This is a genomic window from Microcoleus sp. AS-A8 (assembly GCA_039962225.1).
Taxonomy (GTDB): domain Bacteria; phylum Cyanobacteriota; class Cyanobacteriia; order Cyanobacteriales; family Coleofasciculaceae; genus Allocoleopsis.
Genome location: JAMPKV010000002.1, coordinates 249237 through 262007, shown reverse-complemented (window position 1 = coordinate 262007; position 12771 = coordinate 249237). Strand labels below are relative to the sequence as shown.

General features: G+C 46.0%; 10 protein-coding genes. 2 read left to right on the top strand and 8 right to left on the bottom strand.

Annotation, left to right across the window (positions count from 1 at the left end; genetic code table 11):
- Nucleotides 1-5: 5 nt before the first annotated feature.
- The 5 genes from NDI48_04260 to NDI48_04240 form a co-directional block, all read right to left on the bottom strand.
- A complete protein-coding gene (locus NDI48_04260) occupies nt 6-341 on the bottom strand; it encodes an NfeD-like protein (protein MEP0830418.1) in 336 nt (111 codons plus the stop codon).
- A 272-nt stretch (nt 342-613) separates the two neighbouring features.
- Nucleotides 614-2050: a TIGR04222 domain-containing membrane protein gene (locus NDI48_04255; GenBank protein MEP0830417.1), complete on the bottom strand. Its 1437-nt coding sequence runs from the start codon at nt 2048-2050 to the stop codon at nt 614-616.
- A 107-nt stretch (nt 2051-2157) separates the two neighbouring features.
- Nucleotides 2158-3480 carry a dicarboxylate/amino acid:cation symporter gene (locus NDI48_04250; protein ID MEP0830416.1) on the bottom strand — a complete coding sequence of 441 codons (1323 nt, stop codon included), beginning with the start codon at nt 3478-3480 and terminating at the stop codon, nt 2158-2160.
- 253 nt (nt 3481-3733) lie between these two features.
- A complete protein-coding gene (locus NDI48_04245; protein MEP0830415.1) occupies nt 3734-4639 on the bottom strand; it encodes a prohibitin family protein in 906 nt (301 codons plus the stop codon).
- 36 nt (nt 4640-4675) lie between these two features.
- Nucleotides 4676-5833: a TPM domain-containing protein gene (locus NDI48_04240; GenBank protein ID MEP0830414.1), complete on the bottom strand. Its 1158-nt coding sequence runs from the start codon at nt 5831-5833 to the stop codon at nt 4676-4678.
- 132 nt (nt 5834-5965) lie between these two features.
- On the opposite strand from NDI48_04240, the gene NDI48_04235 reads away from it, so the two are divergent.
- Nucleotides 5966-7612, top strand: a complete 1647-nt coding sequence (locus NDI48_04235) for an NB-ARC domain-containing protein (GenBank protein ID MEP0830413.1) — start codon at nt 5966-5968, stop codon at nt 7610-7612.
- Between the two features lie 165 nt (nt 7613-7777).
- Nucleotides 7778-10183 carry a bifunctional serine/threonine-protein kinase/ABC transporter substrate-binding protein gene (locus tag NDI48_04230; GenBank protein ID MEP0830412.1) on the top strand — a complete coding sequence of 802 codons (2406 nt, stop codon included), beginning with the start codon at nt 7778-7780 and terminating at the stop codon, nt 10181-10183.
- A 68-nt stretch (nt 10184-10251) separates the two neighbouring features.
- Here NDI48_04230 and NDI48_04225 read toward each other — a convergent pair whose 3' ends face one another.
- From NDI48_04225 to NDI48_04215, 3 genes are all read right to left on the bottom strand, one after another.
- Nucleotides 10252-10887, bottom strand: coding sequence for a J domain-containing protein (locus tag NDI48_04225; protein MEP0830411.1), 636 nt, complete (start codon nt 10885-10887; stop codon nt 10252-10254).
- 424 nt (nt 10888-11311) lie between these two features.
- Nucleotides 11312-11908, bottom strand: a complete 597-nt coding sequence (locus NDI48_04220) for an ATP-dependent Clp protease proteolytic subunit (protein ID MEP0830410.1) — start codon at nt 11906-11908, stop codon at nt 11312-11314.
- A gap of 80 nt (nt 11909-11988) precedes the next feature.
- Nucleotides 11989-12645 (bottom strand): ATP-dependent Clp protease proteolytic subunit, encoded by a 657-nt coding sequence (locus tag NDI48_04215; GenBank protein ID MEP0830409.1) that lies wholly within the window; start codon nt 12643-12645, stop codon nt 11989-11991.
- Between the last annotated feature and the right edge of the window lie 126 nt (nt 12646-12771).

Here is a 12771-nt window from a genome sequence, read left to right as displayed (position 1 = left end):
TTGGTTTATGGGCGAGTAAAATCTTCAGATACTACCCACACCTTATTGCCCTTCATCGCGACAACGAATACGCGATCGCCTTGATTAAATTCTTTAGGTTCGTCCGTGAAGGCCATAAAATCAACTAAAGACCCTTTCACATTAAGGCGAACTTTTCCTTGAGTGTGGGAATCAAAAGGAATTTCAACCGTACCGGAGCGCCCCACTACATAGTTAGTACGCACTAGGCTATCTACAACTTGGCGTCGCCGTTGAATATAAATCAACCACACCACTACAACACCGACAACAATACCAACGACGATTGAAATGCCAGCGATAATCACAATTGAATTATTCACCACCACCCCCATCAATGGCTTGAGACAAACTCATGTAAGCATTACTTGCCTGATTCATCGAGGTTCTGTGTGAGATATGTCTTTTTACTACATCAGCGTCCGTCTAAATTCCTAACCGTCTTTTAATGACTGGCAAAGGTCAATTTTGGTGATGGCAGGCAGGAACGCTTGTCCCGCAGTTGTACTTATCTCCTAAGGCTTGTCACTTATGCAGGAATCTCATCAATTCCAGCAATTGGCTCTATGGCTATTGAGAGAGGATGGCTGATGAATTAGCCACCACAGCCGCCACAGCCACCGCAACCTCCACCACCGCAGCCACTATCACCGCCACTATCACCGCCGCTACTGCTATCTGGACTCGGAGGTGGTATTAACAAGGGCTTTAAGCTAGCCAATGAACTGTTTGCTAAAACGACGCTACCAAATAAGGCAAATGCTAACTCGATTTGATCTAATTCAGACTCGCTTGGTTTTTGGAGATTCTGATGTTTGACTTGCAGTCTAATCAACGTGCGATCGCCATAACGACTACGGTGGGGTTCCCTTAGCATAAAGAGTCCTACTATTGCTGTGATGATGCACAAAATAACCAGGAAACCAACAGGCTTGTGTCGAGAGATTCCCACCCCAATCTTGGCAATCCCTAGTAGCAATACAGCGAAGATCGGCAGTGCAGGTATGAACTGAACAACCTTGGCTTGGTTGGCGTTCACTAATAGACCCAGGTTTTGCAGCCGCTCTCCGATTAAGCTAGTAGCAGATATAACACTTTCCCGAATTTCGGAGGGTTTGCCCCTGTACTTCACCTCTTGCGCGATCGCAGATTCTAAGGGATGGCTGTTGCTTGGCAATGCATCACCCAATTCCAAAATGTTCGTGAGTGGTTGCAAATGCCCTCGTTGCACGAGACTAACAATAGCCGCATCTACAGCGCGATTGTTACCACCAGACAAATAGGCTATCTCATAGGCATCTAACGAGCTAGATACATCAGGCAAATTATGAGCAGGTTGCCGTAGATGCCAGCGCAGGATGTAGGCCAAAACAATAGCAGCACTTGCTACCAACAGGTAAAACGAGAGAAATTGAAAACCGTTGAAATCAAGCGGATTGCCGATCGCCGCCAATCCTAACGGCATACAACCCGTCACAGTTAGGGTCAATACGAACAACACGACTGCGATATGCGATCGCTCTCGATAAAGTTGAGATAATTCTATTTGGGGTTTAGGCAAGACCCAGTTTTGCTGAGTATTCACCCGCCTGAAATGAAGGTCGCGATCGAAACGAAGCTGGGGAGAGGGCCAGATATCTGCGGGTGGCGCTTGCCTAAAGAAACGTTCGTAACTTTCCAGCGTTTTAGTATACCAATCATTGAATTTGTGATGTTCCTTACGACCCCCGCGAGTAGGGCCATGATGGAGTGGTGTTTGCAAGACATTCGGGCAAAAGTCGCCCCAATAAGAGTGGGTGTAGATCAGGTGCAAATGCCAAGCTTGATCGACCTGATCAGACGGCGTTACTGGATGTCCTGCAACCACAGCTAAAAACGCAAACTTCTTATATTCGTCGATGACACGCTGGGTGTACTTGGCACTCCAACCATTATCTCTAGCCAGTCGCTTGCTGAAGGAAAGGTCAGAATCAGGGTTATCTAGGGAAAATGCTTGAATACGCTGGTAAAGTTCCGCTTGCTGCACGTTCATAAATTTTCCTCTTTGAAACAATAGACTTGTTGTAAAAGTCCATTGAAGCTAGATGGCTATAGTACTTATCACCCTCTTGTTTGCCTTTTATGTAAAGAAGTCTATTTTCACTCGCTGATGTTTGCGGGCAAATCATCCCCCTGTTGGACAACACTCAATTCAGGCTCAAGTTTGCGCTTCTTGCCATCGAGTAAGGCGCTAACCGTCATATCCCCCATCACGTTAATGGCAGTACGGCAGCGATCGAGGAACCAGTCTACAGTTATCAGTAAAGCGATGTACCGGGTGGGCAAGCCAACTGCTGTAAATACCAGCGTCATCGTTACCAATCCCGCCTCTGGAATCCCTGCTGCACCCACCGAGGCAAAGATAGACGTAATTACGACAATCAACTGCTGGGGGAGACTCAACTCTAGATTCAGTACTTGAGCAATAAACAAAGCCGACATTGCCTCATACAGAGCCGTGCCATCATTATTGAAGTTACTGCCAACTAACGCCCCCAACGAAGCTGAGGATTCCCGCAAGCCGATTTTTTCGATTAAAGCCTCAAAGGTAATCGGCATGGTTGCCGTTGAAGAAGCCGTTGACAAGGCGGTAAACAGAGCATCCGACCCTCCCAGCAGGAACTGTTTCGGATTCACCCAGGAACCAAAGTAAACCCTGATTAGGTAATAGCCAGCTTGCAACAACAGGGCAATCAGGACTGCCAAAATGAACGCACCTAGGGTTTTAAATGGAGCAAAACCCTGAAGGGCAACAGTTCTGGCGACAATGCCGAAAACGGCGAGGGGTACGAGGGCAATAACCCAATGCAGTACGCGAATCACTGCCTCAAATAACAGGGTGATGACTTGCTCAATTGGCAGGTAATCCCTCTTTCCCTGGGCGGTTTGCTCGGATTTCAAGGCACGCAGGACAATGCCAAACGCGAGGGCAATGAAGATGAGTTGCAGGACATTGTTATCAACCAGAGGCTTGAGGATAGCTTCAGGCACAATATCCTGAAGTAGTGCCCAAGGGTCAAGGGTTTTGACGACTTCAGAGGTGCTTTCCACCGAAGTATCGATACGACCCCATTTGCCCGGTTGCAGGATGTTGGCGACCAAAAGACCGATGAGAATAGCTGCCAGGGTGTTGGTGAGAAGTAGAACTGTCAAGCGACGACCGGCTCTACCAGGGATTTGAGCGGTGAGGAACGAGTGGAGTACCGCTAGGAGAATTAGGGGTGTGGCGAGGGCACGTAACGCTTTGAGTACCAAATCACAGGGGATTGCCAGGTGTTTGATTAGGGAGATATTGTTTGGCTCAGGTTGACCGGCACCGAGCAAAACCCCTAACCCGATGGCAAAAATGAGGGCAATGAAAATTTGTAGGTAGAGCGGGATACGCTGCCAAAAGGGGCGATCTTTGTGTTTAGAGTGACTCATGGGTGTGGCTAAAAATGGAGTATCGCCATTATTTGAGATTTATTTAAGTTTGAGCGCTCAGCGTGTCATTACTTTTGAATCTAGGCGTTCTATTGCCGTGGAAATCACCACAACGACCTAGTGCAGCCAGGCGGAAATAAGTGACCCGTTAACAACAGAGCCAAAAGTAAAATGTACAAGCCTTTTGACCTTCTGCCTTCTGCCTTCTGCCTTCTGCCTTCTCCCCCCTGCCTTCTGCCTTCTTGCACTAGTGCTATTGACTCCCTTGCTGTGACGATAAGTTTTGGGGACTAACATTAATAAACGGCATTGTTCCATTCCCACTCATCACCTGAGGAAATTGCCCGTTCCATTTTTCGATCGCTTGTTTTTGGAGCAGTTCTGGCGTTAAAGTTTGCCGCATTAATCGCTGTGCCTCGGCTTGTCCCTTAGCGCGGTTAATTTCGGCTTGTGCCTCCTTAGACGCTTTGAGTGCATCATATTCCGCTTGTTTCGCTTGTTGTTCGGCAATTTGCTTCGCCTCGATCGCCTTGGCAAACTCTGGCGAAAAAGCGACATTGACTAAGGCAACCTCACTCACATGAATGCCATAAACCGCAAGCCGTTTTTTAATTTCTTGGTCAATCTCTTGTTTTAAGTCGGCTCGTTTAATGAGAATTTCCTCCGCTGTTCTTTTGGGAGTTGCTGCCTTAAGAACTTCATTCAGAGCCGGTGTGATAATTCTCGCGACAACCTCCTGCTCATCGCCAATCTCTTGATAAACTTTATTGACCTTGGATGGCTCAATATACCAGTTGAGAGCCAGATTTGTGTTAACGCTTTGTAAATCTTTAGTGCCCGCAGAAGCTTCGATATCAGTTTTTTGAAGGCGAACGTTGAGCTTTTTGACAGAGGTGATAAAGGGTAAAACTGGATGTGTACCCTCATCTAAAATACCATCTTGGATTTTACCAAGTCTTATGACCACACCGCGTTCGCCTGGATTCACAGTTACAAAAGAAGATTTGAGTAGAGTTATGCCTACAAATAGGGTTAAAGTAATGCCACCGAGTGCAATGTAGATACTTTTGGTCGAGGGATTAACAAGGGTCATAGTCTGTAAAATTTGTAGGGTAAGTTTTACGCGATTGCCCAGCAAGGGTTTGACCAAACTACTCACCTCAATCCCTTGATGTTCTATCCTCAGTAGGAAGGATTACCAACTGCCATCGGCACCGCCGCCACCACTGCTCCCACCACCATAGTCACTACTACTACTACTGCTGTCATAGCTACTACCACTGCTACTGCTGTCTGAACTCCAGCTACTATCATGGCTATCGGAATTCCAGCTACTGCAACTGTCACTGCTGTCTGAACTCCAGCTACTATCATGGCTATCGGAATTCCAGCTACTATCGCTGTCATCGTTACTACTCTCACAGCTATCTAACTGGTTACTCCAGTCAGTGCGATCGCTATTGTCACCATCATCGCTATCGACATCAACATCAATATCAACATCAAAATCGACATCCACATCCACATGTGTACTACCACTGTGGACATGGTTATGCGGTTGAGAATAACAATGGCTACTACTAACTTGAGAGGTATACCCGGATGGTTTTACAACCCCCCGACGCTGACGACGCTTCGCATCATGGGTTGCTGCGAAGCGCTGCTGCGATCTGCGCTTCGCTATAGCTAACACCAACCCACCCCCAAGTAACACTCCTCCCCCAACTAGCGGCACCCAAGGAAAATCATCGTCCTGAGTCACCTCCTGTGAGACAGTGGAGGATTGAGTCGGCAAGAATGTCTGTGAGGTACTGATTGTGGCTTGAGGCTTTTCCATAGCGACAACCAGCGCTTTTGTCCCCGCTAGGGTGCCACCATCAAAGTCGCCTTGTTTAAATCGCGGTGTGATTTGGGTATTGATAATATTGGCGACTTTGGCATCCGGCAAAATTGCTTCCATGCCGTAACCGGTTTCGATTGCCACGCGGCGATCGCTTTTGGAAATCAACAACAGCGCCCCATTGTCTCTCCCTTTTTTGCCAATTTTCCAGTAATTAAATAGCTTTGTTGTAAACTTTCTAGGTGAGGCCGATGGGGTTGTTTCTGGGACAGTCACCACAGCGAGTTCTGTGCCATTTTTACGCTCTAATTGAGAAATCAGGGAATTGAGTTGAGCTTCTGTCGGCTCATCCAGCATCCCTGCCATGTCCGTCACCCAAGTACCATTAATCTGTCGGGGATTGGGTACATCCTTCACCTCAAGAGCTAGTCCCACACCGGGAAATAACACAAATGCCAGAACAAATGGGCTAGCTTTGGGCCATCGTTTGAGTTGAAATCTTCTAGCTGTCATCGCCTACATCATTCCTTTTTATTGCCCATGTCTCTACCATCCTCAATCGGCAAAGGAATAAGTAGATCAGCGTCCGATCAGTAGGTTGCTCATTTAAAATTGATCTTGACAAGTATTCTTAGTTATGCATAAATGGAAACCCTCAAAGCGTCTGCACCTGGATTAGCCAAAATCAAGCAAGCCCGAAAAGAAAAAGGCTGGAGTGTGGATAGCCTGAAATGGCTTGAGGAAGCCAGTATCATTTTGGGAAGTCATTGGCAAGAAAGTGGCTATTTTGCTGAGGGGATTTCCGAAGGAACTTGGAAGCGATTTTTAGCAGGAAAAAACCCCATCAAGGCGGAGGCTTTCAAGGCTTATACCCAGGTGCTTGGGCTTAAATGGGAAGAACTGATTGATCGAGAAGCCGAGGCTAAGGCGGATAGCGGTTCAGTTCAAGACTGGGGAGAAGCACCGGCAGCGAGTGTTTTTTATGGGCGCAGCGAAGAACTGGCGACGCTAACACAGTGGATTGTAAACGACAGATGTCGCCTAGTGACTCTCTTGGGGATGGGAGGAATTGGCAAAACAGCTTTAGCTGTCAAATGGGTGGAGTTGATTCAAGGGCAATTTCCGTATTTTATCTGGCGAAGTCTGCGTTATGCCCCACCTGTTGAAGATATTTTGGCACAGTTAATCCAATTTTTTGGCGATCGCAATCCCCCCTTACCCAAGCAGGGCGAAGGACAGATACCCGATGGTTTCAGTGCTAGATTATCCCTACTGATTGACTGTTTACGAAAGCACCGTTGTTTACTGGTACTTGATAATTTTGAAGCCGTGTTATGGGATGGCGAGTCTCATCCTGAAACGCTTCGACACCGAACTGGAACTTATTTGGCCGGTTATGAGGGGTATGGGGAATTCCTCAAGCGGGTAGGAGAATCGCAACATCAAAGCGCAATTATAGTAATCAGTCGAGAGAAACCCAGAGAAATCACTACTCTTGAAGGTAAATCCTCGCCTATTCGTTCTTTACAGCTAAAAGGTTTGCCGGAGTTAGAAGCACGGGAAATCTTAAAAGCTAAAGATTTAGCTGGAGAGGAAGGGTGGGATAGCTTGATTAAACTTTATGGAGGCAATCCCTTAGCCTTAAATATTGTTTCAACCACTATTCAAGACTTATTCAATAATAATGTTTCTGAATTTTTGCGACAAAACACCTTAGTCATTACTGGTTTTGCTGACATATTAGAACAGCCCTTTAAGCGTTCATCAGATTTAGAAAAGCAAATTATTTACTGGATGGCGATTCACCGTCATCCTGTCTTATTATCCCAATTACAGACTGATATTTTATTTCCTGTCAAAAAATCTGACTTAATGGAAGTGCTGCAATCTTTGGGATGGCGATGTCTCATCGACAAGGCAGCGCCTACACTCATTGAGCCAAGTACAGAACAGAGTGAAGTTTTTTTCAGCCTTCCTCCTGTCGTCATGAAGTATGTCAATAACCATTTTGTTGAGCAAGTTTGTGAGCAACTTTGTGAGGGAGAGATTGAACTGCTTAGAAGTCATGCCCTGGTTAACCCCCAAGGGGACAATATTCAAGAGTTTATATTTAAACCTATCTTAATATCGGTGAAAGAACAGCTAATATCAGCCTTTAGAAGTCAACAACGTCTTAGAGAACATATGGAGCATCTTTTATCTATACTAGAAGGTAAGCCTATCCTAGAGGTGGGATATGCCAAAGATAACCTCCTTAAATTACTGGCGGAACTAGAGCCACATAAAGAATGAATGATGAAAAATATTAAGTCACTTCTTGGGGGCAGGGGATGAAAATATTAAGAGAAACGATTACGCTCACCAGAAGCGTTATTTATAACAAGGGGGTAGCCTAGCGCGAAAAAGTCCGGCACGTACCAGAGATTGATACCTCCGCGTTAATACGTCTTGAGTCGTATGAACTACTGCATTAACCCAAACTGCTCGAATCGGCAAAATTTGGACGACTGGGAGTATTGTCAAACGTGCGGTACTCAATTACTCCTTAATAACCGCTATCAAATCATTAGAGCACTACGCACGGGGCAAGGTTACAACAGCGAAATTTTTGAGGTTAAGGATTTAAATGAAGGGGGAACCTCAAAAGTTTTAAAATCCTTAGCGATTAAACATAAAAATAGCAAATTTGCTGAATTATTTGAAAAAGAAGCTCAGATTTTAATTTGGTTAAGTTCAGCTTGGCAGAAGCATCCTGGAATTCCCCAAGTCAAGCCAGATGGATACTTTCCCTGTGCAATTGGTAAGGGTTTCCAGAAATTGCAATGCTTGGTAATGGAGAAAATTGAGGGACAGAACTTAGAGGAATGGATAGAAGAAAATCAGCCTATCTCTCAAGCACAAGCCCTCAACTGGCTACAACAAATTGTAGAAATTTTGGATAAACTCCATCGGCAGGGGCTTTGGCATCGAGACATCAAACCCTCGAATATCATGCTAAAACCCGATGGACAACTTGTATTGATTGACTTCGGTACTGTCGGAGTTGGGGAAACCAGAATTATTTCTACTTACTACACTCCCCAAGAGCAAATTGAGGGAAAAACTGTTCCACAGTCTGATTTTTTTGCCCTAGGGCGCACCTTTGTCTATTTACTCACTGGTAAGCATCCCTATGATTTACCTAAAAATGCTGAAACAGAGGAATTGGTGTGGCGAAACCTAGCGTCTCCAATCTCAAACGCTCTCGCTCAATTAATTGATGATTTAATGGCTCCTGCGCCAATCAATCGGCCTCATAATACTCAAGAAATTAGGCAGCGTATTCAGTTAATTGATAACAAGAGTCATAGTGAAATTAATAATAGTACTTATACAATCACTTTTTTCCCCAACTCTAATCCATCGGATGTCACTCAACTTCCGAGTGATATTACAAATCAGCCCCGAAGATTTCCAGTCAAAATTTCGTGGGCGGGGGGTGCCATTCTGCTGTTGGGATTAGCAGGAACTTTAGTTTATCAGGTACTTCCCTGTGAAGGATTGGGAAATTTTAAACCGTGTCTAGCTACTTTGGGCGACAAGTTAAGTTCTGGAGAACAACTATTAATCCCTGGTTCTGCAACCCAGGAAAAGCAAAAAGGTGTGCTCGCATTTCGAGAGGGGCAATATAGCACGGCGGTTGAGTGGTTACAACAAGCACAAAACCAGGAAAAAAGTGACCCAGAGACTTTAATTTATCTGAATAATGCCCGAATTAATGCCCAAAAATCTCAATTTTATACGATTGCGGTGGCTGTTCCTTTGGATACCAGTTCAGAGGGTTTGAATTCTGGGTTAGAAATTTTACGGGGCGTTGCCCAAGCCCAAAATGAATTTAACCAAGAACGGAAAGGAGTGGGGGTTAAAGTATTAATCGCAGATGATGACAATAAATCTGCTCATGCTAAACAAATTGCGAAGGATTTAGTCAACAAAAAAGAGGTGCTCGCTGTTGTTGGTCATTTCACCAGTGATTCAACACTAGCTGCGTCGGAAATCTATCAACAAAATCAGTTAGTTTTTATTTCTCCCACTAGCACTTCTGAAGATTTATCAGTCCAAGAAAAGTCTCATTCCCCCAATTTCTTTTTTCGCACGGTGCCGAGCGATCGCGTCACAGCTCAGGCATTGGCTAGTTACTTGAACCAACAAGTCAATCTACAAACGGCGGTAGTGTTTTATAATCCCGGTAGTAAATATAGCAAGTCTCTACAACACCAATTTCAGGAAAGCTTGAGCAAGCATGGAGGCAAGGTTGTAAACAAGTTAGATTTATCGACCCCCATCCTGAATTCGGGAAAGGCGATAGATGAAGTGGGAAAACAAGGAGCCAATGTTATTGCTCTATTTCCCAATAGTCAAAGTTTAATTTTAAATAAAACGATAAAACTGATTATTGCCAATCAATGTCGCTATTTTATGGTAGGAGGCGATACTATTTATACACCTGAAATTCTGGATGTCGTCGGAAAAGAAGTAAAAAACTGCTTAGTTGTCGCCGTCCCCTGGCATCAGATGAATAGTCCTGACCGCAAATTTCCCCAAGTCGCTGAAAAGTTATGGGGAGGACAAGTGAGTTGGCGCACGGCTTTGGCTTATGATGCCACTCGTGTTTTGCTCACGGCTGTAGCAAAATCCTCAAATCCCAGTCGTCTGTTGTTGCAGCAAACCTTATCAAACTCTAATTTTAAAGCGATGGGAGCTACAGGCACGATTAGTTTCCAAGCAAATGGCGATCGCAAAGAACCCCAAATCCAATTGGTGCAAGTCCAACTCGATAAGCAGGGAAAACCTGTATTCATCTCATTAGAAACAACTCGTTAACAGGAGGGGGAACGCGAAAGGTAAAATCGCCCCTCATCGCCCTGTAGTCGTTTCACAACGAAAGTCCGTCACAGCATCTGCTCAATCCGTTGGAAATCTTTTTCGATTTCGGCCCAAAGGGAACGGTTATGGGGGTCTGTCTTGAGGGCTTTTTTGAGATAAATTCTAGCCTTGTCCAGTTGCCCTTCGTGGGTCAGATGTCGTCCCCAACTAATGTAAGCGATCGCCTGCCACTGGCGCACTTCTGGATCGAGGGGAATGCGTTGCGCTAAACCTTCAACCAGTGCGGTTGCCCGCGCAAAACGTCGGCATTTCAGCAGTTGTTGAAGCTGCTCATAAGCATTCCACTTTAGCTGTTTGTCCATGTCCGACAGGGGTGGAGTGTAATGCACCACGGGGGGCTTACGCGTCACCTTCACGGTTGATGGTGATCGTGGCATTCCCCCAGCCTCCTGAGGCGCACTTTTCGTCGCCACCGTTTGGGAGACGCTAGATACCGCCGCACTCCCTACCGGCTCCTTAATCACACTCAACAGAAGCTTATAAGCTTCCGTCAACTTAATAAATTTTTCTTGAGTGAGCTTATCTCCCGCGTTGACATCAGGATGATACCGACGCGCTAGACGTCGATAAGACGCCTTAACTTCAGTCAGAGAAGCTCCATACGTTAAACCCAACAAGCGGTAGCAATTCGCCAGATCCATCGATAAGGAAAAGCAATGATGAACTTGACGCCTTAAAAAGGGAACTTTAGCACGTTTGAGCCTTCCACCGCTATCAACAGTGGCATTTTGGCGACTTGGGCAGCCCCATGACTTGACCCAGAGCTAAGCCTACACCTTCCTACGGCAAAGACAACAGTATAAAATGTCCGTTCTATCCTTATACGCAGAAGGCTTGACCCAAACAGCAATTTTTGTCGGGAATACGCTAATTTTTCTTCTCAAGGTTCTGGCGTTTAGGGACAGCCAATGCAGCAGATTTCCCCTACGAATATCGTCATTTAACAGGCAAGACGCCCCAAGAGGCGTCTCTACCCTAATTAAGCACAGGATTAATTCAATCGGATTGTGAGCTAGCGTTCCCTCACCAACGACTCAGGAAACTACCTGATCGCTCCGTCTCATCCTAATTTGGTCTCTCTTCAATCACGCGGTCAATCAGCCCATATTCCTTAGCCTCTTGAGCAGACAGGAAAAAGTCACGATCCATGTCTTTCTCAATCTTCTGAAGGGTTTGACCCGTATTGTTTGCGTAAATTTGGTTCAATTGATGCCGGATGCGGATGATTTCTCTGGCTTCAATCTCAATATCGGTGGCTTGTCCACGCGTACCCCCAGACGGTTGGTGGATCATAATCCGGGAGTGGGGCAACGCTAAGCGTTTGCCCTTCTTCCCAGCCGCGAGTAAGAAAGAACCCATCGACGCCGCCAGTCCGACACAAATGGTTACGACATCGGACTTAATGTGCTGCATGGTGTCATAAATGGCCATGCCGGCTGTAACCATGCCACCAGGGGAGTTGATATAGAGATAAATATCTTTGGTGTTGTCTTCCGAGTCCAGATAAAGCATCACAGCAATGATCTGATTGGCAATTTCATCATCAACCTCTTGCCCTAGAAAAATGATCCGTTCCCGGTAGAGACGGTTGTAAATATCAACCCACTCTGTGTACTGAGATCCAGGCAGCTGATAGGGGACTTTGGGGATGCCAATAGGCATAATTTGCTCCGAATTAGAGAAAAGATTAATTAAAAAGTTAAACGCCCTTGAAAGCCGCGGCGAGAAAGGAGAAAAGGGTCTTAAGAAACACCAGCCGCTATGGCAGGGGGAACCTCAGTGGTTTCCAGCACGCGGTCAATCAGACCATACTCTTTCGCCTGTTGGGGCGTCATGTAAAACAGTCGATCCATATCTTTGACAATCTTTTCCGATGGCTGACCGGTGTTGCGAGATAGGATATCGATCATCGTGGCCTTATTCGCCAACACTTCCTTCGCCCGAATTTGAATATCCGTGGCTTGACCGCGAGTGTAACTCTTGGGCTGGTGCAGAACGATTGAGGCATTCGGCAAACTGGCTCGACAGCCTTTTGTCCCGGCTGACAACAGCATCGCCGCCATGCCCATGGCTGAACCCAGGCAAATGGTATGGATGGGTGGCTTGATGTAGCTCATCGTGTCACAAATGGCAAAGGCTTCTGTTTCAAAGCCAATGGGTTCGCCATCGTAACGAGAGGTGCCGGTGGAATTGACGTAGATTTTAATCGGCTTGTCAGGGTCTTGGTACTGCAAAAACAGGAGTTCAGCTATGATTAATTGGGTTACTGCTGGCACCAAGGGCATACCCAGATAAACAATCCGCTCGTTCAGCAACAATGAAGGTAAGTCTGGCGGCGGTGTCCGGTAACTGGTATTACCGTAGTAGGGTGACTGAACAGCCTGAATGGGTAAGTTCATGGTGTTTTGGGCTGCAATAATGAAGCTATCTTTAAACATAGTAACGTGCCAGTGAGCCTGCCTGAGGCAGTCCTTTGAGATACTTCTACGTTGTTGTGGCACTCACGAGGTTCCGTCATTGTGAAG

Coding starts and splice junctions, on each gene's coding strand:
- NDI48_04255 (MEP0830417.1), bottom strand. CDS start 2,050: ATGAACGTGCAGCAAGCGGAACTTTACCAGCGTATTCAAGCATTTTCC.
- NDI48_04250 (MEP0830416.1), bottom strand. CDS start 3,480: ATGAGTCACTCTAAACACAAAGATCGCCCCTTTTGGCAGCGTATCCCG.
- NDI48_04240 (MEP0830414.1), bottom strand. CDS start 5,833: ATGACAGCTAGAAGATTTCAACTCAAACGATGGCCCAAAGCTAGCCCA.
- NDI48_04235 (MEP0830413.1), top strand. CDS start 5,966: ATGGAAACCCTCAAAGCGTCTGCACCTGGATTAGCCAAAATCAAGCAA.
- NDI48_04230 (MEP0830412.1), top strand. CDS start 7,778: ATGAACTACTGCATTAACCCAAACTGCTCGAATCGGCAAAATTTGGAC.
- NDI48_04225 (MEP0830411.1), bottom strand. CDS start 10,887: ATGGATCTGGCGAATTGCTACCGCTTGTTGGGTTTAACGTATGGAGCT.
- NDI48_04220 (MEP0830410.1), bottom strand. CDS start 11,908: ATGCCTATTGGCATCCCCAAAGTCCCCTATCAGCTGCCTGGATCTCAG.
- NDI48_04215 (MEP0830409.1), bottom strand. CDS start 12,645: ATGAACTTACCCATTCAGGCTGTTCAGTCACCCTACTACGGTAATACC.